The sequence below is a fragment of the Streptosporangium sandarakinum genome (assembly GCF_050942225.1).
Classification (GTDB): domain Bacteria; phylum Actinomycetota; class Actinomycetes; order Streptosporangiales; family Streptosporangiaceae; genus Streptosporangium; species Streptosporangium nondiastaticum.
This window is the reverse complement of record NZ_CP192034.1, coordinates 8,147,734-8,168,711: the sequence shown is the minus strand read 5'-3', so window position 1 is coordinate 8,168,711 and position 20,978 is coordinate 8,147,734. Positions and strand designations below refer to the sequence as shown.

Annotated in this window: 18 protein-coding genes; 10 read left to right on the top strand and 8 right to left on the bottom strand. The window is 73.7% G+C overall.

Annotated features, from left to right (window positions below; all coding sequences use genetic code 11):
* Window positions 1-163 precede the first annotated feature (163 nt).
* Window positions 164-793, bottom strand: coding sequence for a hypothetical protein (locus tag ACQP10_RS37445; RefSeq protein ID WP_399498619.1), 630 nt, complete (start codon window positions 791-793; stop codon window positions 164-166).
* Window positions 794-1,552: 759 nt separating this feature from the next.
* Here ACQP10_RS37445 and ACQP10_RS37440 point away from each other — a divergent pair.
* Window positions 1,553-2,227, top strand: a complete 675-nt coding sequence (locus ACQP10_RS37440) for a TetR/AcrR family transcriptional regulator (RefSeq protein ID WP_362744553.1) — start codon at window positions 1,553-1,555, stop codon at window positions 2,225-2,227.
* A 214-nt stretch (window positions 2,228-2,441) separates the two neighbouring features.
* Window positions 2,442-3,218 (top strand): hypothetical protein, encoded by a 777-nt coding sequence (locus tag ACQP10_RS37435; protein WP_346018345.1) that lies wholly within the window; start codon window positions 2,442-2,444, stop codon window positions 3,216-3,218.
* Between the two features lie 80 nt (window positions 3,219-3,298).
* Here ACQP10_RS37435 and ACQP10_RS37430 read toward each other — a convergent pair whose 3' ends face one another.
* Window positions 3,299-3,424, bottom strand: a complete 126-nt coding sequence (locus ACQP10_RS37430) for a hypothetical protein (RefSeq protein WP_281395110.1) — start codon at window positions 3,422-3,424, stop codon at window positions 3,299-3,301.
* Window positions 3,425-4,255: 831 nt separating this feature from the next.
* Between ACQP10_RS37430 and ACQP10_RS37425 the strand changes: the two genes are divergently transcribed.
* Window positions 4,256-5,224, top strand: coding sequence for an LLM class F420-dependent oxidoreductase (locus tag ACQP10_RS37425; RefSeq protein ID WP_346019689.1), 969 nt, complete (start codon window positions 4,256-4,258; stop codon window positions 5,222-5,224).
* Between the two features lie 246 nt (window positions 5,225-5,470).
* Window positions 5,471-5,845, top strand: coding sequence for a YkvA family protein (locus ACQP10_RS37420; RefSeq protein ID WP_346018346.1), 375 nt, complete (start codon window positions 5,471-5,473; stop codon window positions 5,843-5,845).
* Between the two features lie 150 nt (window positions 5,846-5,995).
* Here the strand turns inward: ACQP10_RS37420 and ACQP10_RS37415 are convergent, their stop codons facing one another.
* Window positions 5,996-7,192 (bottom strand): amidohydrolase family protein, encoded by a 1,197-nt coding sequence (locus tag ACQP10_RS37415; RefSeq protein ID WP_179821766.1) that lies wholly within the window; start codon window positions 7,190-7,192, stop codon window positions 5,996-5,998.
* A gap of 623 nt (window positions 7,193-7,815) precedes the next feature.
* On the opposite strand from ACQP10_RS37415, the gene ACQP10_RS37410 reads away from it, so the two are divergent.
* Together ACQP10_RS37410 and ACQP10_RS37405 are read left to right on the top strand one after the other, a co-directional pair.
* Entirely contained in the window at window positions 7,816-8,508 is a 693-nt protein-coding gene (locus ACQP10_RS37410; RefSeq protein ID WP_433540612.1) for a hypothetical protein, read from the top strand.
* 42 nt (window positions 8,509-8,550) lie between these two features.
* On the top strand, window positions 8,551-9,255 hold the full coding sequence (locus ACQP10_RS37405) for a hypothetical protein (protein WP_433540611.1): 705 nt from the start codon (window positions 8,551-8,553) through the stop codon (window positions 9,253-9,255).
* A gap of 90 nt (window positions 9,256-9,345) precedes the next feature.
* Here the strand turns inward: ACQP10_RS37405 and ACQP10_RS37400 are convergent, their stop codons facing one another.
* Window positions 9,346-10,155 carry an SURF1 family cytochrome oxidase biogenesis protein gene (locus tag ACQP10_RS37400; protein ID WP_179821772.1) on the bottom strand — a complete coding sequence of 270 codons (810 nt, stop codon included), beginning with the start codon at window positions 10,153-10,155 and terminating at the stop codon, window positions 9,346-9,348.
* 176 nt (window positions 10,156-10,331) lie between these two features.
* Between ACQP10_RS37400 and ACQP10_RS37395 the strand changes: the two genes are divergently transcribed.
* Window positions 10,332-10,940, top strand: coding sequence for a TetR/AcrR family transcriptional regulator (locus ACQP10_RS37395; protein ID WP_189246950.1), 609 nt, complete (start codon window positions 10,332-10,334; stop codon window positions 10,938-10,940).
* Window positions 10,941-10,978: 38 nt separating this feature from the next.
* Here the strand turns inward: ACQP10_RS37395 and ACQP10_RS37390 are convergent, their stop codons facing one another.
* A complete protein-coding gene (locus ACQP10_RS37390; protein WP_346018349.1) occupies window positions 10,979-11,308 on the bottom strand; it encodes a hypothetical protein in 330 nt (109 codons plus the stop codon).
* Window positions 11,309-11,492: 184 nt separating this feature from the next.
* Here ACQP10_RS37390 and ACQP10_RS37385 point away from each other — a divergent pair, with 184 nt between their 5' ends.
* Window positions 11,493-12,935 (top strand): DUF7059 domain-containing protein, encoded by a 1,443-nt coding sequence (locus ACQP10_RS37385; protein WP_346018350.1) that lies wholly within the window; start codon window positions 11,493-11,495, stop codon window positions 12,933-12,935.
* Window positions 12,936-13,414: 479 nt separating this feature from the next.
* Here the strand turns inward: ACQP10_RS37385 and ACQP10_RS37380 are convergent, their stop codons facing one another.
* Window positions 13,415-16,678: an AfsR/SARP family transcriptional regulator gene (locus ACQP10_RS37380; RefSeq protein ID WP_433540610.1), complete on the bottom strand. Its 3,264-nt coding sequence runs from the start codon at window positions 16,676-16,678 to the stop codon at window positions 13,415-13,417.
* A 307-nt stretch (window positions 16,679-16,985) separates the two neighbouring features.
* Between ACQP10_RS37380 and ACQP10_RS37375 the strand changes: the two genes are divergently transcribed.
* Window positions 16,986-17,501, top strand: coding sequence for a hypothetical protein (locus tag ACQP10_RS37375; RefSeq protein WP_179821780.1), 516 nt, complete (start codon window positions 16,986-16,988; stop codon window positions 17,499-17,501).
* A gap of 118 nt (window positions 17,502-17,619) precedes the next feature.
* Here ACQP10_RS37375 and ACQP10_RS37370 read toward each other — a convergent pair whose 3' ends face one another.
* Together ACQP10_RS37370 and ACQP10_RS37365 are read right to left on the bottom strand one after the other, a co-directional pair.
* Window positions 17,620-18,264, bottom strand: a complete 645-nt coding sequence (locus ACQP10_RS37370; RefSeq protein WP_179821783.1) for a GNAT family N-acetyltransferase — start codon at window positions 18,262-18,264, stop codon at window positions 17,620-17,622.
* Window positions 18,265-18,598: 334 nt separating this feature from the next.
* Window positions 18,599-19,843, bottom strand: coding sequence for a pyridoxal phosphate-dependent aminotransferase (locus tag ACQP10_RS37365; protein ID WP_433540609.1), 1,245 nt, complete (start codon window positions 19,841-19,843; stop codon window positions 18,599-18,601).
* Between the two features lie 95 nt (window positions 19,844-19,938).
* On the opposite strand from ACQP10_RS37365, the gene ACQP10_RS37360 reads away from it, so the two are divergent.
* Entirely contained in the window at window positions 19,939-20,925 is a 987-nt protein-coding gene (locus ACQP10_RS37360) for a LysR family transcriptional regulator (protein WP_390002825.1), read from the top strand.
* Window positions 20,926-20,978: the final 53 nt, after the last annotated feature.

The window sequence follows — 20,978 nt, the reverse complement described above, 5'->3', positions numbered from 1 at the left end:
GACGGTCCGCCGTTGGTCACGGTGTCAGGACCCGCGGTGCCGGGATGTCATGGCGGTCGCCGCCCGGTGGTGTCCGGGGACCGTGGTGGTCGCGGTGCCGGGGGCCGGAGGCCACGCTTTCGCGGCGTCCGGGCTTCTGGGCGTCCGGGCGTCGAAGAAGGTGTCACGACGTCGGGGTGTCGAAGAACAGGATGTCCCAGTGGTCCAGCTCGCGGGCGTAGAGGGCGTTCGGCGCCCGGTAGAGCGGGGCGCCGTCGTCGCGGATGCCGTCGAACGGGTAGTGCCGGATGATGTGGTCGTTGACGCATGAGTTCGGTTGGATATCCAGCTTGTAACCCTTGGCGTGGCTGTAGCGGCCGGGAGCGTGGCCGACCTCGGTGCCGCCGGTGATGACGATCGGGCAGCCGCTCGCGCGTCTCAGCGCGATCACGGAGGCGACGGTGGTCCTCCGTACGGTGTCCAGGGAGGTGCACTGCCCTATCGTGCGGTCCACGCATCCCCCCGTGGATTTCCAGGACAGGCCCGAGCGTTTCAGCCGGTGCGCGGCCTGGGCCTGGGTGAGTCGTACGGGCAGCACGCGCGCGGTCTTCGCGCTCGCCGTGCTGACGCTCGCCGCCTCCGTGCCCGCGGCCGGTTTCACCTCGGCCGCGGGTTTCGCCGCCGGAGCCCGTCCGGAACCCGCGACCGGTTTCGCCGCCGGAGCCCGTCCCGAACCCGCGACCGGTTTCGCCGCCGCCGCGGGCTTGGCCACCGGGGCGGCCTCGGCGCCGGTGGCAGGTTTCGCCTCCGCCACGGGTTTCGCCGCCGGAGCCCGTCCGGAACCCGCGGCCGGTTTCGCCGCCGGAACATTCTTGGTGCCCGCGGCCGGTTTCGCCCCGGCCGCGGTCTTCGCCGCCGGGGCGCCCTTCGTACCCGGGGCGGTTCCCGCACGCCCGGTGCCCCTCGTCGTCCTCGCGGCCTTCGCGGCCCTCACCGACGCCGCCCTGGCGCTCGCGGTCCTGGCGCCCCTCGCCCTCGGAGACCTCGGGTCGGCCGCCCGCGTGTCCGCCGTCGACCCCGTGTCCGCGGTCGATTCGTTGTCCGCCGTCCACGCCCCCGCCGCCGTCCCGGGTGAACCCGCCGTGAGTGAATCCATTCTGAGCGGGCCCGTCATGAGTGAACCCGTCGCGAGTGGACCCGCCGTCGTGAGCGGGTACACCGCCGTGAGAGGGCCCGTGTCCACCAGTGGGTTCATGGCCGTGAGGCCGGCCGGGCGCGTGACGGCCCCGGCGCCTCCCGGGGCCACCGTGGTGAGCGCCGTGGGCAGGACCAGAAATGCTCCGGACGCGAGCCAGGAGGCGCCACGTCTACGGGAAGGTGCTCCCATTCTTCATCCCTTGTCGCGGGAGCCCTTCCGCCAAGGGGTTCAATCCCACGATCGAACTGGTACGACTCCTCAAAAAGCCTCGAATTTGCTCTTTAATGGTGATCAACGTGCGGCTCAATGACCCGACCCGTTCACCCGCCGGGTCGTGGATCACCAACGGGGTCACAGGGTCGTACAGTGACGAACGTGGCTGAGCCGACCCAGAGAAGCCGAGGATCAGACAAGACTCGTGAAGTCATCGTCGAGACGGCCCTGAGGCTGTTCCGCGAGCGGGGATACGAGGCCACGACGATGCGGGTCATCGCCGCCGAGGCCGGTGTCTCGGTGGGGAACGCCTACTACTACTTCGCCTCCAAGGAGGCTCTCGTCCAGGCGTACTACGACCGGGCGCAGGCCGAGCACGAGACGGCGTGCGAGGAGGTGCTGTGCCGGGAGAGCGCCTTCGCCGCGCGGCTGAGCGGTGTGCTGCGGGAGTGGGTACGGGTCTCCGAGCCGTACCACGAGTTCGCGGTGAAGTTCTTCAAGCACGCGGCCGAGCCGAACAACCCCCTCAACCCCTTCAGCGCCGAGACCTCGCCCGCCCGGGATTCCTCGATCGCCGTCTATCGCAAGGTGGTGGAGGGCTCGGCCGAACGCATGGACGCCGAGCTGCGGGCCGAGCTGCCCGAGCTGCTGTGGCTGCTGTCGATGGGGGTCGTGCTGTTCTGGGTGCACGACACGTCGGAGGGGTGCCGGCGGACGTACCGGCTCATCGAACTGGTCGTCCCGCTGGTGGACCGGCTGGTCGGGCTCTCCCACCTGCCGGGTCTGCGCGGCGTCGCCCGGGACTTCATCGCGGGAGTCCATGAACTCCGGGCGTGACCTCCCCGCGGGAGTCCACGCACTCCGGGGTGACCTTCCGCGGGAGTCCACGGCCTTCGCACGGGGCTTCGTCGCGGGGTCCATGACCTTCGCGCGTGACCTCCCCGCGGGGATTCGCGAACTCCGCGCGTGACGGCGGGCCCGAACCCGAGAATTTCAGTAATCGATTCATTACCCTCGGTGGTTATTCTCATGACTACTCCGAGGGGGTCCCATGGCCTGGGTAACCGTCCTGGTGGTCTCGACCACCGCCGTCACGCTCCTCACGCTCCTCACGCTTCGCCGGAGGGGCAGGCCGGACGAGGAGCGGGGGGCGACGTCGGTCGACTTCTCCGCCAACCTCGCCCTCGCCGTCTACCTCCTCGTGCTGGCCTACGCGGCGGTGCTCTGCCGCGACGCGATCTCCACCTCGCAGGCCGACGTCCAGGCGGAGGCGGAGACCCTGACCGAGATGTACTGGTCGGTGGCTCCGATCCCCGAGGCGGCGCAGATCCGGACCCAGATCCGCGAGTACTCGGCGCAGAGCGCCAACCTCGACTGGCCGCTGATGGCCGAGGGTGAGATGTCACCCGTCCCGGCGAGGATCCTCGAGGACATGCGCGCCGCGACCCTCCGGCTCCGGCCGGTCGGGAAGGAGGCCGAGGACCTCCGCCAGGACGCGCTCCTTCGGGCCTCCGAGGTCAGCCACGCGCGCGCCGTACGCGCCGACGACGCCGAGGGTGGTCTGGAGAACATCTTCGTGATCTCGATGATCATCTCTGGGGCGCTGGTCATCGCGCTGCCCTGGACGCTCGGGATGAAGCCCACGCGCCAGTCCGTGATCAGCGACGCCGTACGGGTGGGCGTGGTGGTCATCGGCATCGGCTTCATCATGCTGATCAGTCATCCCTTCACCGGGGTCGGCGCGGTCGGGCCCGATGCCCTGCGGGCCGCCCAGCATCAGTACGACCGGATCGACGGACAGTTCCCGCAGCCCTCCCAGGAGGGCTGAGCGGGAGGCGGCGTCCGGGCCCGCCACCGGGGTCACGGCCCCGGTGGCGGGATGTTCCGCCGGTCGCCCCCGGTGCCCGCTCAGCGGCGGGCCCGGCTCTTCAGCGCGGCGGCGGCGCTCACCGAGATCACGCCGGTGAAGACCACCAGGATGACCAGCTTGCGGTCGGTGCCCCGGCGCCGGTCGGCGTAGCGGTCCAGCACCATCGGCCTGTGCGCGGCGAGGGGCGCGAAGGAGGGTACGGCCGGCCGGGGCGTGGCGGACGGCGACGGGGTGGGTTCGGGAGCCTCCGGGGGGACGGCCGCCTGACGGAAGCGCGCGGACGGCTCGGCCGGCCGGGGTTCGGGCCGCCGCGGCGGATGGGAGGGGGGCGAAGCGGGGGGCGGCGTCTCAGGAGGCTCTGGAGGCTCTGGAGGCTCCGGAACGGCGGGCACCACCGGTTCTGTCGGGGCCGGGACGGGTGGCGCCGGGGGCGCGGGCTCCGGACCCGGGGAGGGCGCCTCGGAGGGGCGTGTCGGCTCCGGAGCGGGCTGCTCCGGGACGACGGCCGGGGGGCAGGGCTGCGGACACACCCCGCACGTCCCCAGGCGCACGCCCAGGGTCACCTCCACGAGAGCCGGCCCCGCACCGGCCCACGCCGGACCGTCCGGGCCGTCCGGAGCGCTCCGCCCTGGAATGCCCAGTTGCGCGGCGACGCCCACGCAGTACGGCCGTCCGCCGGAGCCGGGCAGGCTGCCCGGCCGCGTGCCGGTGGTGGCCGCGTCACCGGCCCCGGCCGGCGCGAGAGCCGCCAGGCAGGCCACCGCGGCCACCGAGACCACCGCCCGTGGCCCGCGTCCTTGTCTTCCGTGCCGCTTCATCGTCACCAGAACGTTCTAACATCTCACTCAGTGTCACGGAGGGGTAAACGACCACCCCGGGGAGATCTTCTCGGGGCGCCGGCCGTACGGCTGTGGCGGGCGGAAGGTTGACGGGGTCCGGGGCCGGTGCGGCAAGCTGTTTCAGAACATCGTTCTAGTAATCGCGGAGGCGGCATGATGGCCACGGGCGCACGCTGGGGGATGACGCTCCCCTTCTCGGACCGCACACTCGCCGGGTCGCGGGAGCTGGTGGCCGAGTTGCCGAAGCTCGGCTACACCGACGTCTGGTCCGCCGAGGTGAACGGCGCCGACGGCTTCGTGCCGCTGGCGCTGACCGCCGAGTGGGCCCCCGGCGTACGGCTCGGCAGCGCGATCGTCCCCGTCTCCACGCGCGGGCCCGGCCTGCTGGCCATGTCGGCCGCCACGCTCGCCGACCTCGCCCCGGGGCGGTTCGTCCTGGGCATCGGGGCCTCCTCCCCCGTCATCGTCGAGGGCTGGAACGCCGGGGAGTTCGTGAAGCCGTTCGCCAGGACGAGAGACACGCTCCGCTTCCTGAAGGCGGCGCTGTCCGGCGAGAAGGTCACCGAGCGGTACGAGACGTTCGAGGTCCGGGGTTTCCGGCTGGAGCGCGCCCCCGAGACGCCGCCGAAGATCGTCCTCGCCGCGCTGCGGCCCCGCATGCTTCATCTGGCCGCCGCCGAGGCCGACGGCGCGATCACGAACTGGCTCTCGCCCCAGGACGTCCGGAAGGTCAGGGCGGAGATCGGCCCGGACGTCGAGCTGATCGCCCGGCTGTTCGTGTGCGTCAGCGAGGACGCCGCCCGGGTGCGCGAGCTCGCCCGCCGCATGCTCGCCGGATACCTGACCGTCCCGGCCTACGCGGCGTTCCACGAATGGCTGGGGCGTGGCGAGATGCTGCGCCCGATGCGCGAGGCGTGGGCGGCCGGTGACCGGAAGGCGGCGCTGCGCGCCATCCCGGACGAACTCGTGGACGCGCTCGTGGTGCACGGCGACGCGGCGACGTGCCGGGCGAGGATCCGCGAGTACGTGGAGAACGGGCTCACCACCCCGGTGCTGGCGCCGATCCCGGTGGGCGGGGTCCCTCTGGAGCGGGCCGTACGGGATCTCGCGCCGGTCGAGGACTGACGGGGCGGCGTGGGGTCTCCGCCACGGAAGCGGAAGCGGAAGCGGAAGCGGAAACGGAAACGGAAGCGGGGCCGGGACGCCGGAGCCGGGGAGTCGGGACGCCGGAGCCAGGGAGTCGGAGAGCCGGGGATCCGCGCGCGGGACGGGGCCCGCGCGGGAACCGGCCGGAGCGATTACGCGTTATATCGTGTGGCGGCCGGGTAGGGGACCCCCGCCAGACGAGCGTGCTTCCGAGGAGGTTCCCCCATGGCGAAGGCAGCGCGTGCGGCACAGGCGTGGCGGGTCTACAGGCAGGTGTCCGGGCCGGGTTCCCCCGGCCTCGCCACCCGCCTGCGCGCCGTGCCGAAGATGGTCGGCGCGGTCATGCGCGGCCAGTACCCGGGCATGACTAAGGGCAAGCTGGCGATGCTGGGCCTCGGTGTCCTCTACATCGTCTCGCCCCTGGACCTCGTCCCGGACTTCCTGGCGCTCATCGGGGTCGCCGACGACTTCGGCGTCTTCCTGTGGCTGATGGGCTCCCTGCTCGGCGAGAGCGGTCGCTACGTCGACTGGGAGCGGCACGGCGGGGTCAGGGCGTTCCCGTCCGCGGCGGGCCCGTTCCCGCACGGGCGGCGCGGCTGAGCCACGCCGCGGCGGGAAGCCGTCCGGGCGACCGCGGCGGACGGGCCTGGGCGACCCCGGTGAGCGAGAAGATCCACGAAGCGGACCCCGGGTCCTGCTTCGTGGATCTCCGCCTGGGCGGCCCGGCGGGCGGGGCGATGCACGGAGCGGCTAGAGCTGCTCCATCCTGAGCCAGGCCCGCGAGGGCAGCGGGTGGCCGAACAGGCGGGCGGCGTTGCCGTAGGCCACCCGGGCGATGTCGGCGGGCGGCAGCCTGCCCAGGCTCGTCGCGACGGCCTGCTGGGTGTCGGGCCAGGTGGAGTCGGAGTGGGGGTAACCGCTCTCCAGCAGCACGTGCTCCAGGCCCACGGCGAGGCGCACGCCCGACAGGGCGTGGTCGTTGAGCGTGCCGAAGTAGAAGTTGCGGCGCAGTACCTCGCTGGGCTTCAGGCCGCCCTCCCACTGCGCCTCGCCCGCCACCGGGTGGTCCAGCGCGTAGTCGGCCCGTTCGGCGAGCATGGGCAGCCAGCCCACGCCGCCCTCCACGATCAGGATGCGCAGGGCCGGGAAGCGCAGCGGGACGCCCGACCAGAGCCAGTCGGCGCAGGCGAACATGGCGCTGGCCGGCATCAGCGTGGTGATCGCCTCGATGGGGGTGTCCGGGGACGGCACCGGGGTCCACGAGCCGGCCCCGGCGTGCAGGCAGACGACGGTGCCGGTCTCCTCGCACGCCTGGAAGAAGGGGTCCCAGTGGTCGCTGTGGATGGACGGCAGGCGCAGCCGGGTGGGGAACTCGGGGAAGAGCACCGCCTTGAAACCGCGGGCCGCGTTGTCGCGGACCTCCTTGGCGGCGATCTCGGGATCGGCCAGCCAGGGAAGCTGCAGGGCGATGATCCGCTCGGGGTAGGTGCCCGCCCAGACCTCCACGTGCCAGTCGTTCCAGGCCCGAGTGACGGCCAGGCCCAGCTCCTGGTCGCGGGTCTTGGCGAAGAGCATCCCGGACTGCAGGGCCAGCATGCCGGGGAAGCACAGCGACGCCCAGACGCCGGCGCGGTCCATGTCGTCGATCCTGGCCTCGATGTCGTGGCAGCCCGGCCGCATGTGCTCGAAGCGCACCGGGTCGAGCGTCCACTGCTCCCGGGGCAGGCCGGCGCCCACGTCGAGACCCGCGCACGGGTAGGTCGCGCCGCCGTACCTCCAGACCTGGTGCCCCGCCTCGGTCTCCACGACCTTGGGGGCGAGGTCGGCGTATTTATCGGGGAGCCGGCCCTCGAACATGTCCGGCGGCTCGATCAGATGGTCGTCGACCGAAATGATCACATAGTCCCGCCGCCTGGGCTCGGGGTCGGGGAGCAGCGGCGTCGTCACGCGGTAAACCGTACGTCCCCGTCATAACACTGGACAAGCCAGAGGGTCACGGTTTGACGCGTGTAGTCCGGAAGCCCGCACCGGGGCCATGACCTCGCGACTTCGACGGGCGGCGCGTGGGGTCACCGGCCGGCGCGGCGGGGCTTGCGGCCGGTGCCGCCCCCGGGCCCGGGGCCGCCGTCGGGGGATGGCGACGGCCCCGGGAGGGCGGGCCCGCCGATGAGGGTGCCACTCGTAGCGGGCCCTTGGGAAACGCCCCTACCCGTAGATCGCCGGGATAACGGCATTTCCTGAAAAAGATCCATTCTGTGGTGAAAGACGGAAAAGACCGGCGGAGTCAAGGGAAACGGCGGCCGCCCGGGGGGAGGTCCGGCCGGAGCGGGGTGAGCCGCCGAATCGGACGGAGGGAACGGCGACCGGCCGACGGGACGAGTCAGTGGGAACGGAACGAACGGAACGAACGAAACGAATGAAACGAATGGGACGAAATAGGACTTAACAAACAAAATGGACGGAGCGGAAAGAACGGGACGGAATGGAGTGGAACGGGAAGGGGCGGGGCGGTGGCACGGGTCCGCCGGCCGTAACCTGTCCGGCGGGTCCGAGGGCGCGAGGGGGGCGGCATGCCGACGGTGGTTCCGGCGCGGGGCGGCCTGGAGTACGGCGCGCGACTGGTGCTGCTGTTCGTCCTCTCGCTGTCCTTCGTCGTCATCCTGGCCGACCAGGACCTGCCGCGCCGCGACGCCGAGGAGCTCATCGCGGACCTGCGGGCGGGGAGGGTCACCACGGTCGTCTACGACCGCGACTGGCCCGCCTACGGCACCCTGACGTGGTCACGCGGCCCGCTGTCCTGGACCCAGGCCGCCCACCGCCAGCCGGACGACGTCTGGGACCACCGGACCGGCGAACTGGTCCGCCCGGCCCTGGAGCGCCGCCAGGGCGCGTTCCTGGCCCGGGTGCGCGCCGCCGCGGACCCGTCGGTGGAGATCGTGCGGGGCGGGCCCTCGTGGTTCCGGGTGGGCTCGCCGGCCTACGCGCGGTGGTGGCCGCCGTTCGCGCCGTTCGCGGTGGCGGCCGAGGTGCTGGTGTGGATGATGATGCTCACCCGCCGCGACCACCGTTTCGCCGGCCGCCGGGCGTGGTTCTGGATCCTGCTGGCCGGGGGCTCGCCGCTTTACACGCTGCTGGAGCCGTACCCGCTGTGGCGCCGGCCGTACGAGGCGCTGCCGGCGCCCGCCAGGCTCGGCGGCCCCGCGGCGTTCGCCCTCGCCGTGACCGCCATGCTCGCCCTGACGATGCTGGGCACCCCCGCCTGACCGTTCCTCCGCCGGACGGGCCGTTGAGGTAGGAAAGGAAGGGTGACCCCCTTCCCCGCCAGGATGCGGAGCGGCTGGCGGATCGCCGGCCTGGCCGTCCGGATCGTGCTGCTGACCGTCCTCCTCGCGGGCGCGCTGGTCGCGGCGCTGAGTTCCGCGCCCACCGCGCGGACCCGGGCCGAGCTCCGCGCCGCCGTGGCCGCGGGCCGGGTGTCGGCCGTCCTGTACCGGCAGAGCGACGGCCTGATCCAGGAGGTCAGGTGGTCCGAGGGGCCCCTCGTCTGGCATCAGGTCGAGGACCCGCCGGTTCATCGCGACAGGCCGGGGTACACCGCCGCCGAGTTCTGGGCGGAGATCTCCGGGGTGCCCCTGAAGGCGGTGTCCTCCTTCGGCGACCGGAGCGACCCGTCGGGACTCCTCCCCGACTGGCCGTTCCGGGTCCTGCGGTACGGCGGCGTCCCCTGGGTCGCGTTCGCCTGGGGGATCACCTTTCTGATCATGCTCGGCTCGACGCCCCGGTTGGGCAGCCGGTGGGCGTGGATCTGGCTGTTCACCGTGGGACAGGTCGGCGCGATCGGCTTCCTGCTGCTGGAGCCCCGGCCGCTGTGGTACCGGGCCGATCGGTGGCCCGCGCCGGTGGTGAGGGTGAGCGGCGGGCAGGGCTGCCTGATGTCTGTCGGCCTGGCGATCGCCACCGTGTTCGCCGCGATGGGCGTCGGCCTGCTGGCGAGGCTGCTGCTGGACTAGGTTCCGCTCGGCGGGTCTCCGCCGTGGTTCTGTTCGGCGGGTCTCCGACGTGGTGAGGACCGGCCGGGCGTCGACGAGCGTGGGGGCCGGTCAGGCGTCGATCGGCTCGGTGGGCTCCTTCGTGTCCCGCTTCGGTCCGTCCTCCGCCCGGCCGGCCCGGACGTCGGCGGCCTCGCGGCGGATCAGCAGGATCCAGCCGCCGATCGCGACGGCGATGAACAGCCACCACTGCACGCCGTACGCGAGGTTGAGCCCGCCGCCCTCGCCGACGTCCGGCTCGGGCACCGGGACGGGCGCGGCGGCGGCCTGAGGCGACTGGGAGGTCAGCTCCACGAACCCGCCGTAGAGCCGGTAGGGCAGGCCCTGGCCGATCCGCCCGGTGTCGATCAGCATGACCTGGCCCGGGGGAAGGCCGGGCCGGTCCTTGATGCCGCTGGTGTCCTCGGTCTCGGCGGGGCGCAACCGGCCGGTGACGGTCACCCGGCCCGGGGCCGGGGCGGGGACGTCGGGTACGGCGTCGGCCGACGCGCCCGCCTTGACCCAGCCCCGGTTCACCAGCACACCCTGGCCGTCGCCGGTGACCAGCGGGGTGAGGACGTAGAAGCCGAGCACGCCCTCCTGGGGGCGGCGGCGCACCAGGAGCTGGTGGGCCGTGTCGAACGTCCCGGCGGCCGTGACGGTGCGGTACTTGTCCTGGACGCGCACGGTGCCGCCGGGCGTGGTCAGCCGGTCCAGGGCCACCGGGGCGGCCGCCAGGTTGGCGGTCGCCTGGTGACTGGTGGTGGACCGCTCGTCGTAACGCCCGAACTGCCATCGGCCCAGGAACACGAAGGCGGGTATGACCAGCAGCACCACCACGTGCAGGGCGATCCAGCGAGGGGTCAGAAGAAACCGGTACACGCATTCAGGGTAGGCACCGTGGGCACCGCCCTGTCCTTCCGGGTGGGGCGACGGCGTGGCATCACGGCGTGGACGCCGGCTTGGTGCCGCCGGACGGAGGCGTTAGGATCGCCCGGGCCGGAGCCGTTTCCCGAACCGTTTGCGGAACAAGGTTCTGTTGCCCCACCATGGAATCCGTGAAGACTGCCAAGAGCGGACGTGACGGCCGGTCCCGCATCATCGAGGGCGCCCTGCGGCGGTTCAGCCAGGATGGCGTGTCGGCCACCACTCTGGCCAGCCTCCGCGACGAGAGCGGCGTCAGCGTCGGAAGCTTCTACCACCACTTCGCCAGCAAGGAACACGTCTTCGGCGTGCTCTACGCCGACACCCTGCGCATGTACCAGGAGGCGTTCCTCGACGAGCTGCGGCGCCACGAGACCGCGCGGGAGGGCATCGAGGCCATCGTCGCGATGCACATGACCTGGTGCGGCGAGAACCGCGAGCGCGCCCACCTGCTGATCAGCGAGCGGCCGCCCCGGCGCGACGAGCCCGGCGGCACCGAGGTGTCGGAGTCGCGGCGGGCGTTCTTCCGCCAGGTGTCCGACTGGTGGCGCCCGCACATGAAGGAGGGTCTGCTCCAGCCGGTCCACCCGACCATGTGCTACGTGCTGTGGCTGGGCCCGGCCACCGAGATGTGCCGCCTGTGGTTCGCCGGCGCCCACCAGCCGACCCAGGACGAGATAACGGGCCTGTGCGAGGCCGCCTGGCAGAGCCTGCGCCAGCGGCCCTCCTCGGAGCCCGCGTAGAGGGGACCTGGGGTCTCGCCCACCATGCGGCGCGGCCATCAGAGCCCGCGCAGGGGGCCAGGGGCCTTCGCCGGCCGCCGTGCGCGGGCGGGGACCCGCCAGGTCGTCCCGTCCAGCGTGATGTCCAGCCGCACGTCGTGCCGCCTGCGCCGCAGGCCGGGGACGGGCACCCGGTCCTCGGCGTCGAACCCCCCGCGCCGGGCGTGGCCGTACACCAGCTCGCCGGTGAAGACCCGCAGCTCGTCCCGGTTGCCGCACCGGGGGCAGGTCCAGGACACCAGGTCGGCGCGACGGTCGTAGTCGTGGCAGGCCGGGAAGTACTCGTCGGGCCGGAAAAGGGCGTCGCAGGCGAGGCAGGGGATCGGCATCCAGGTCCTCCCGGGGCCGCTGTGGTGGCCGGTCTCGGTCACTGTCCGTGATCAACAGCTATCCCATAGCGCTTGACCTGCGCTTTCAGGACGCTTGACACTCTCCGTGGTCGATGGTCACGCCCCGTGTCCGTCGGTGTCCCGGTCGTACGGGGCGGCCGGGCCGCGGTGCGAGGATGGGCCGGTGAACGATCTGTTTGACCGGCTCAGGGAGCTGCTGCTCGACGCCGGATACACCATCGACGGCGTCCGGGAGCGCCTCGGCGAGGTCGCCGCCACCGCGCTGTCCCGCGAGGAGACGGTGCCCGCGCTGCGCGCCACCCGTGACGGAGACCCGCTCGGCACGCTGATCCGGCTGTGGTGGCTCGGCGTGCCGGTGGACGCCCCGGCGGGCCTGCCGGTGGCCGAGCTGGCCGCCGCGGGCCTGGTGACCTCCGACGGCGGCCGGGTGGTCTCCACGGTCCACCTCCAGCCCTGGGAGACCGGCGGCTACGTCGTGTCCGACCGCAAGGTCCGCCCCGGCGACCCGGCGCTGCGCCCGGACCACGTCGTCGGCGCGGGCGGCGCGTCGGCGAACCTGGCCCAGCTCGTGACCCGCCGGCCGGTGGAGCGCGCCCTCGACCTCGGCACCGGGTGCGGCGTCCAGGTGCTGCACCTGGCGGGGCGGGCGCGGGAGATCGTCGCCACCGACGTCAACCCGCGCGCCCTGGAGCTGGCCCGGATCGGCTGGGCGCTGTCCGGGATCCGCGACGTGGACGCCCGCGAGGGGTCGCTGTTCGAGCCGGTCGCCGGCGAGCGGTTCGACCTGGTCGTCTCCAACCCGCCCTTCGTGATCTCCCCGGCCGGCCGGTTCACCTACCGCGAGTCCGGCTTCGAGGCCGACGGTTTCTGCCGCGATCTGGTACGGCAGGCCCCCCGCTTCCTCGCGCCCGGCGGCACCTGCCAGCTCCTGGCCAACTGGCTGCACGTCCGGGGCGAGGACTGGCGCGACCGGGTGGGCGGCTGGCTGACCGGCACCGGATGCGACGGCTGGGTGGTCCAGCGCGACGTCCAGGACCCCGCCGAGTACGTGGAGCTGTGGCTGCGCGACGCCGCCGAGCAGGGCACCGCCCGCTACCGCGAGCTGTACGACGGCTGGCTCGGCTGGCTGGAGTCCATGGACGTCACCGGCATCGGGTTCGGCTGGATCACCCTGCACGACTCGGGCACCCTCGACCCGGTCGTGCGGGTGGAGGAGCTCGGTCAGCGGGTCGAGCTGCCGGTGGGCGGCTACGTGGACGAGGTGCTCGGCTCGATCGCGGCGGCGCACCGGCTGCCCGGCGCGGAGCTGCCGGGCGTACGGCTCGCGCTGGCGGAGGGCGTGCTGGAGGAGCGGATCGGCCCGCCCGGCGCCGAGGACCCGTCCAGGATCACGCTCCGGCAGACCAGGGGGCTGCGCCGTACCGCGCGGGTGGGGACGGTGGAGGCGGCGCTCGCCGGGGTGTGCGACGGCGATTATCCACTGGGCCCGCTGCTGGCCGCGATCGCCGAGCTCACCGGCGAGGACGCCGATGACCTGCTGGCCAAGGCCCCGGAGGCGATCCGGCCGCTGGTCGCCGAGGGATTTTTCCACATATCCACAGGGTGACCGTCCACAGCCTGTGGATATTTCCCGGCGATCGGTTGTTGATCGGATGTTGACCCCCGCGGGAGAGGCTCTGACCACGGACGCGGCACCCGGGGGGAAGGGACCGCGTCCGGTCCGGCCGGTCGCCGGCATGAGGCGGCCGGCCGCCGGGAGACGCGCCGGACAACCGGGCCCCCTATGCGTCCCCGGCGGTCTCGCGACCGGCCGGACACCTGCCCTCGCTGTCCGACCGCCCGGTGCCAGGTCCCCGGGGCGGGAACCAAGACGGGAGCCCGATGAACAACCACGCCTGGATGACACGTCTCGACGACGGCCTGTACGACGGGCTGGAGCCGGTGGCGGACGGCCCGGCGACTCCGGCGGTCCCGGCGGTCTCAGCGGACGGTCGGGCGACACCGGTGGACGGGCCGGCGGCCTCAGCGGACGGTTCCGCGACCTCGGCGGGCGTCCCGGTGATCCCGGTGGACGGTTCCGCGGCCTCAGGGGGCGGCGAGGTCGCCGCCCGCGGCGGTCGCCCGGTCGAGCAGCGCCCGCAGGTCCGCGGCCTCGGGGGCGCCGAGCCGGGCGAAGACGTCGTGGGCGCGCCGGAGGCAGTCGTGGCTGCGGGCGGCGTCCCCCAGGCCGTCGAGGGCCCGCCCGAGCACCCACAGTGACAGCGCCTCGCCGTACGGGTGGCCGATCTCGCGGCTGACCGTCAGCGCCTGCTCGGCGTGCCGGGTCGCGTCGGCGAACCGCCCGGCGGCGATCAGGGTCTCGGCGAGCCGGGAGCACACCCGCTGCTCCCACACCCGCTGCCGGCTCGCCCGGAAGAAGGCCAGGCACTCGGCGTGGTGGTGGACGGCCTCGTTCAGCCGCCCGACGCGCGACAGCACCATCCCCAGGTGGTAGCGGGCCCGCGCGGTGCCGGGACCGGAACCGATCTCGGTGAAGAGGGCCAGGCCCTGCTCGGCGGCGGCGATCGCCTCCTCGGCCTGGCCGAGGAACAGGTGGTCGCGGGCGGAGTAGCTCAGTGTCAGGGCCTCGCCGCCTCGTGCGCCCGCCTCCCGGAACGCCGCCCGCGCCGCCTCGAACCAGGACAGCGCCTCGGTGTGGCGGCGGCGCCGGCCGGTCACCACGGCCAGCGCGTTCATCGTCTCGCCGGTGACGATCCCGTCGCCCGCGCCGGCCAGGTCCAGCGAGGTGCGGAACTCCTCCTCGGCCTCGGCGAGCCGGTTGGCGTTGAACAGCACCCGGCCGAGCACGTAGTGGCAGCGCATCCGGCAGGAGGCGTCCCCGAGTCGCCGGGCGGCGGCCAGCGTCTCCCTGGCCCGCTGCTCGAACTCGCGGACGTGGCTGCCCGACTCCAGCAGCGGTTCCATGGCCAGCAGCAGGTCCGCGCCGGGCAGCAGCCCTCCGGCCTCCCGCGCGCCGGACGCCTGGGCGATCGCCGCGAACAGCGACTCCGCCTCGGCCGACAGCCAGGCCACGGCCTCGTCGGCGGAGGTGAACGCGTGGCCGGGCGCGGTCACCGCGATCCGGTCGGCGACCGTGCTGCCGTCGTAGGCGAGGCGGTGCGCCGACCGCGCGGAGGCCAGGTAGAAGTCGAGCAGCCGGCGCAGCGCGGCAGCCCCGGCGCCGACGGCCGCCGGCCCGGCTGTCCCGGGACCGCCGGCCTCCGCTTCACCCCCGGCCCCCACGACGCCGCCCGCTCCGGCCCCCGCCTCGGCCCGTTCCGCGATCCGGCGGGCGAAGAGCCTGAGCAGGTCGTGGAAGCGGTAGCGGCCGGGTGCGGGGGCCTCCAGCAGGCTGGCGTCCACCAGGGACTCCAGGACCTCCTCGGCGTCGCCCTGCCCCGAACCGAGGAGGGCGGCCGCGGCGCCGACCGAGATGTCGGGTCCGCCGGGCAGGGAGAGCAACCGGAAGGCGCGGGCCTGCTCCGGGCCGAGCTGGCCGTACCCGAGGGCGAAGGTGGCCTCGACCGCCAGGTTGCCCACCCGCATCTCGTCGAGGCGGCGGCGCTCGTCGGCCAGCCGGGGCACCAGCGAGGCGACCGTCCAGGACGGGCGGGCCGCCAGGCGGGCCGCCACGATCCGCACCGCGAGCGGCAGGAACCCGCAGGCGGCGACGACGTCCATGGCCGCGGCGCGCTCGGCCGCCACCCGGTCGGCGCCCGCGACGGTGCCGAACAGGGTCAGCGCCTCGTCGGGCTCCATGACGTCGAGATCGAACAGCCGGGCCGCCGCCAGGTCGGCCAGCTTGCCGCGGCTGGTCACGATCGCCGCGCAGCCGGGCGTGCCGGGCAGCAGGTGGGCGACCTGCTCGGCGTCCCGGGCGTTGTCCAGCAGTACCAGCATCCGGCGTTCGGCCAGCAGCGAGCGGAACAGCGCCGACCGCTCGGCCAGGCCGTCCGGGATGACGTCGGGCGGCAGGCCCAGCCCGCGCAGGAACGCCGCCAGCGCGGACTCGGGCACGACCGGGTCCTCGCCGTAGCCGCGCAGGTCGGCGTAGAGCTGACCGTCGGGGAACAGCTCCTGCAGGGTGTGCGCGACGTGTACGGCGAGCGTCGTCTTGCCGACGCCGCCGATACCGGAGATGGCGGCCACCGGGACGCCGTCGGCGCCGTCCCCGGCGGACAGCAGGGCGCGCAGCCGGGAGATGATCCGGTGGCGGCCGGTGAAGTCGTTCACGGCCGCGGGGAGCTGCGCGGGCCGCGGCAGCTCCGGGGGGCTCGCCGGACCCGGCGGGTGCGGCGGCGCGGACGGGTGCGGCGCGGCGGCCTCCGGCGCGTCCCGGCCCGGTCCCCCGGCGGATGCGGAACCCGCCGCCCCGGCGGGCGAGGTGGACAAGGCGGACACAGCGGGTACGGAGGCCACGGAGGGGACGGTGGGCGCCGCGGAGCCCGCCGGGTCCCCGGCGACCGGCGGGGCCGGAACCGGAACCGGGGCCGGAGCCGGGACGGGAACGGCCGGCGGACGCGGGACGAGGCTCGGGTCGCCGCTGAGGACGCGCCGGTGCAGCGCGGTCAGCTCGGGCCCGGGTTCGATGCCGAGCTCGCCGACCAGCACGGTCCGGGTGTCGGCGAAGACGGCGAGCGCGTCCCCCTGCCGCCCGCACCGGTAGTAGGCCAGCATCAGCTGGGCGCGCAGCCGTTCGCGGAGCGGATGCTCGGCGGTCAGCGCGATCAGCTCGGAGACGACGTCGGCGTGCCGGCCCACCTCCAGGTCGAGGTCCATCAGGGTCTCCAGCACGCTCATCCGGCGCTCGGCGAGCCGGTCGCGCTGGTGCTCGGCGTAGGGGCCGACGGCCCCGGCCAGCGGCTCGCCGGTGTACAGCGCCAGGCCCGTCCGCAGGTGCCCGGCGGCCGCGACGAGGTCACCGGCGCCCCGGGCCGCCTCGGCCTGCCGTACCCCGCGCTCGAAAAGGGCCAGGTCGAGGGCGTCGTCGGCCAGGCGCAGCGCGTAGCCCCGGCCAACCGAGGTGAGCAGCTCCGGACGGGTGCGGGGCGACCTGCCCGGCTCCAGCACGGACCGCAGCCGGGAGACGTAGGTGCGCAGCGCGCCCAGCGCGCGGGGCGGGGCCTCCTCACCCCAGACCCCGTCGATCATCTCGGTCGGGGTCACCGCCCGGTTCCCGCGCAGCAGCAGCATCGCGAGAATGGAACGTTGCAGGGGCGTGCCGAGATCCAGCTCCCCGCCGTCACGCCAGGCTTGGACGGGGCCGAGTACGGCGAAGCGCAACCCGCCCGCCCTGCCCTGATCAGCCATCCCGTGGATCTCCGCCCTAATGGGAACTTTTATTCGCAAATAATAGATCCTTTATCCGCGATCCACAGGAGAGCGGCGGTTACCCCTCGATCACCGTTGATCGGGCATTGATCAGCTGTTGAGCCCCGATGCCGATGATTCCCTATGTCGGGCATGGCGCCATACGGGGGCTGTCATGCCCGACATGTCAGTCAATTGCAGGTATGGAGAAAGATGCGGTAAGCGGCGTGCAGGCGGCCCGGCCTATCAATGAGCCATGGCTCCCCGAACGGAGACGGGAGCCGCCTCACCCCCTGGGAGAACCGCAATGCGCACCACCGCCCGCACCCTCCTCGGCCTCGCCGCCGCCACCGCCCTCCTCGCGGTCACCCCGGCGCTGGCCTCCCCCGCCTCGGCCGCCACGCTCGCCGCCGGCACCGCCGCGGCGTCCACGACGGCCACGACGACCGCGAGCCACGACTACGACGACAGCTGGGGCCCCTACTACTCGAAGTACTTCGGCCACTCCCGCGCCATGGCCGCCAGGGGCCAGGTGTGGACCGACCACTCCGACCGGGTCCACGTCGAGGGCAGGCTCTACGACAGGTACTCGCCGAGCTGGCTCTGCGGCTACGTCCAGGTCAAGTTCGAGAACTCCGACGGTGACGAGTCGGCCTACTGGGCCAAGAAGTGCGGCTCCAGCGGCTACCGCTCCTTCCACTTCGCCTCCGACGACGTCGACAGCGCCCAGGTCCGGGTCTGCTACTGGAACCAGAACGAGGGCCGGACGAAGATGTGCGGCAGGTGGAACTACGTCTACGAGGCCGACGGCGACGACGAGTGACGCCGGATCCCGCTCCCGGACGAACGTCAGGCCCGCCCGGTCCCCGGGCGGGCCTTCCGTTCCAAGAGATCGTCGAAGTGACGGATGACGGGGAGGGGCCTCCCTCCCCGCTGTTCGGCTAGGCGGCCTCGACCAGGCCGAGCCGGGCGTGCAGCCGTTCTCGTACGAGCGGCCACTCGGAGCTGAGGATCGAGTAGTACGCGGTATCTCGGACCGTGTCGTCGGCGCCTCGGGATTCCGCCCGCCGCACACCGTCGAGGTGTGCGCCGAGGGCCTCGATGGCGGCCCGGGAGCGTACGTTGCGCACGTCGGCTTTGAGGGTGACGCGGTGGACCTGCCACGTCTCGAAGGCGAGGGAGAGCATCAGGTACTTGCTCTCCCGGTTGACACCGGTGCCCTGGGCCGACGCCGCCAGCCAGGTGTAACCGATGTCCGCCACGGACGGGACCTCGCCCACCGCTCCACGGGCGCCCGGTGGCCAGGGCATGGGGCCCTGCCAGTACTCCAGGTTCATGAGACGGGTGGCACCGACCACGCGGTCGGTGTGCAGCCACCGGATGGCGAAGGGCATCGTGCGGCCCTCCGCCTGCTCAGCCAGGGCGGCCTCCACGTAGGAGGCCACCTCGCCCCGACCATGGGGCACGCGAGTGAAGCCGTAGGTGGAGCGGTCTTCACTCGCCGCGGCGACGAGGTCGTCGACGACCGCGAGGCTGAGCGGCTCCAGGCGCACGAGGCGCCCGGACAGGGTGACAAAAGCGGGCATGAGCACATGATGAGGGCTGCCGACGTGGGCTTTTGCCAAATGGTGCGGGGCGTTTCGGTGGCCGCTGGGTGAATCGCCCTCTCTGCCCCGTTTTCGGGGGTAAAACCGCAGGTCAGAGGCGTGGACGCCGTCCCGGGAACGGCCGGCCCGCAGGTAAATTTTCCGTCAAGCGCCCGCATCTCGGACCACCGCTCCGCCGGAGCGGGCGCTCCACCCTTTCCGGGCGCCTTCGAAGCGGCCGGTCCATCCCTTCCGGGCGCCTTCGGAACGGCCGGTCCGCGCTCCCCCGAAGCTTTTTCGAGCGACCGCCCCACCTTTCCGGGCGCCGTCGCGGTCAGCGTCCGCCCGGCGTTCCGGCGCCCGCGCCGAGACGGCTCAGGACCCCGGCCAGCCGGTCCAGCGATGCGGAGATCCAGGGCAGCTCCAGGGGGTCGGGGGCGGCCAGCGCGGCCAGTCGCCGCTCGGTCGTCTCGCCGTACAGGAGGCTGGTCGCCACCCGCACCCGCAGGGCCCGCGGGTCGTCACCGAAGGCGTGGCCGGGGAGAACCCCGACGCCGTGCGCGCCGAGCAGGTGCGCGGCCAGATCGGCGGAGGTGCCGAAGGGCAGCCCGGTGAAGTCGGGGTACAGGTAGAAGCCGCCGCGTGGCGCGCCGGCCGGCACACCCGCCCCGGCGAGCAGCCCGTGCACGGCCCGCGCGACCGCGCCGTGCAACCGCCGGCTCCGCTCGATCCGCTCGGTGAGCTCGGGGGGTTCGGTGTAGGCGTAGGCCGCCGCCCGCTGGACGGGCGCCGCGGGACTGGACCAGATCTCGCTCGCCACGGCGAGCAGCCGGTCGCGCAGTTCCTCGGAGGGAAGGCGGGCCACACCGATCCGCCAGCCGCCCAGGGCGAGGCTCTTGCTGAGCCCGGTGGTGACGATCGTGCGCTCGGGCGCGACGTCGGCCGGGCTGAGGAACCCCGCCTCGGGGTCGTGGACGAGATCGCGGTAGATCTCGTCGGAGATGATCAACAGGTCGAGCTCACGGGCCAGCTCGGCGATCCGCCGGACCGTCGTGGCGCCGGCCAGCGTGCCGGTGGGGTTGTCCGGCAGCGTGACCAGCAGCGCGCGTACCCGGCGCCCCCGGGACCGCGCGTCCAGGACCGCGTCGGCGAGGAGGGCGGGATCGGGCACCCCGCCCTCGCCGGGCGGCGACGGGACGGGCAGCGGGCGCGCCCCGGCCAGCTCCGCCTGGGCGGCGTAGCTGACCCAGCTCGGTACGGGCAGCACGATGTCACCGCCGATCGCCGGCAGCAGGCCGTACAGCAGGGACTTGCTGCCGGGGCCGCAGACGACCGACTCCGGGTCGGTGGGCAGGCCCCTGCGGCGCCAGTACCCGGCCGCCGCCTCGCGCAGCTCCGGAACCCCGGCGACCGGGCCGTACCCGTTGTGCCCGGCGGCGTCGGCCAGCCGCTCCCGCAGCACCGGGTGGACCGGCAGGCCCGCCTCCCCGAAGGCCAGGTGCAGCACGCGCTCCCCGGCCCGCCGCCTGCGCTCGATCTCCTCGTTGGCCGCCAGAGTGGCGGAAAAGGCGATGCCCATGGGTGCCTCCGGTCATTGCGGAACATTCCCCAGCATGGTGGGGTGGAGCCCTCGGAACAACCGTCGGTCACTGTGGGAAGGCATAAGGAAAACCGATGCTCGATCTGCGTCGCCTGACGGTGATCTGCGAGTTCGCCCGCCGGGGCAGCATCGCGGCGACCGCCGAGGCCCTCGGCTACAGCCCGTCCGCCGTCTCCCAGCAGCTCGCGGTCCTGGAGCGTGAGGCCGGGGCCGCCCTGCTCGACCGGACGGCCCGCAGCGCCGCGCTGACCGACGCCGGCCACCGCCTCGTCGAGCACGCCGAGCGCATCCTGGCCATGGTGGAGGCCGCCGAGTCCGACCTGTCCGCCCAGGCGGGGACACCCTCGGGTCACGTCGCCGTCACCGCCTTCCCCACCGCCGCGGTCGCCTTCGCGCCCGCCCTGGCCCGGACGCTGCGCCGGCACACCGGGCTGACCCTGCGGATGCGGCAGGCGCCCGCCGGGAGCGGGATCGGCCAGGTGCGGTCGGGCGAGGCGGACATCGCCCTGGTGGACGACTGGCACGGCGGAACGCGCGAGGAACCGGCCCCGCTGCGGGTGTTCCCGCTGCTGCGCGACCCCCTGGTGCTCGCGGTGCCGCGCCGGCACCGGCTGGCCGCCCCGGAGGAGCCCGTCGACCTGCGGGAGCTGCGCGACGAGCCGTGGATGGCGACGCCCGAAGGGGAGCCGTCCCGCCTGGCCGTGGACCGCCTGCTGGCCGGCGTCGGCGGCGCCCGGCCGGTGCCGTGGGAGTTCGAGGGGCTGGGCACCGTCCTCGGCCTGGTCGCCAAGGGCATCGGCATCGCGGCCGTACCGGCACTGACCCTGGCCGCCGGGGTGCGCGGCGTCGCCGTACGCGAGCTTCCCGGGCCCCCGATCGTCCGCGAGATCCACGCGGTGGCGCGGGCCGGGAGCGTCCACCGTCCCGCCGTCGCGGTCACGCTGCGCGCCCTGCACGTCGCCGCGCGCCTGCTGGCCGCCGACCTCGCCCAGGTCCCCGCTCCGGCCCTCACCCCGATCATCTCCCCGATCCCCGCCCCGGCCGAGCCCGCCGGCGGGTGACCGGAGCCGGGAACACCCCGGGGCCGGGACCGCGGTGCCGGGGCGGCGGCGGG

Bases quoted from the DNA above. Each gene is read 5' to 3' on its own strand.
- ACQP10_RS37435 (WP_346018345.1), top strand. From the start codon at position 2,442: ATGGCCTGGGTAACCGTCCTGGTGGTCTCGACCACCGCCGTCACGCTC.
- ACQP10_RS37430 (WP_281395110.1), bottom strand. From the start codon at position 3,424: ATGGTGCTGGACCGCTACGCCGACCGGCGCCGGGGCACCGACCGCAAG.
- ACQP10_RS37425 (WP_346019689.1), top strand. From the start codon at position 4,256: ATGGCCACGGGCGCACGCTGGGGGATGACGCTCCCCTTCTCGGACCGC.
- ACQP10_RS37420 (WP_346018346.1), top strand. From the start codon at position 5,471: ATGGCGAAGGCAGCGCGTGCGGCACAGGCGTGGCGGGTCTACAGGCAG.
- ACQP10_RS37410 (WP_433540612.1), top strand. From the start codon at position 7,816: ATGCCGACGGTGGTTCCGGCGCGGGGCGGCCTGGAGTACGGCGCGCGA.
- ACQP10_RS37390 (WP_346018349.1), bottom strand. From the start codon at position 11,308: ATGCCGATCCCCTGCCTCGCCTGCGACGCCCTTTTCCGGCCCGACGAG.
- ACQP10_RS37380 (WP_433540610.1), bottom strand. From the start codon at position 16,678: ATGGCTGATCAGGGCAGGGCGGGCGGGTTGCGCTTCGCCGTACTCGGC.
- ACQP10_RS37375 (WP_179821780.1), top strand. From the start codon at position 16,986: ATGCGCACCACCGCCCGCACCCTCCTCGGCCTCGCCGCCGCCACCGCC.
- ACQP10_RS37370 (WP_179821783.1), bottom strand. From the start codon at position 18,264: ATGCCCGCTTTTGTCACCCTGTCCGGGCGCCTCGTGCGCCTGGAGCCG.
- ACQP10_RS37365 (WP_433540609.1), bottom strand. From the start codon at position 19,843: ATGGGCATCGCCTTTTCCGCCACTCTGGCGGCCAACGAGGAGATCGAG.
- ACQP10_RS37360 (WP_390002825.1), top strand. From the start codon at position 19,939: ATGCTCGATCTGCGTCGCCTGACGGTGATCTGCGAGTTCGCCCGCCGG.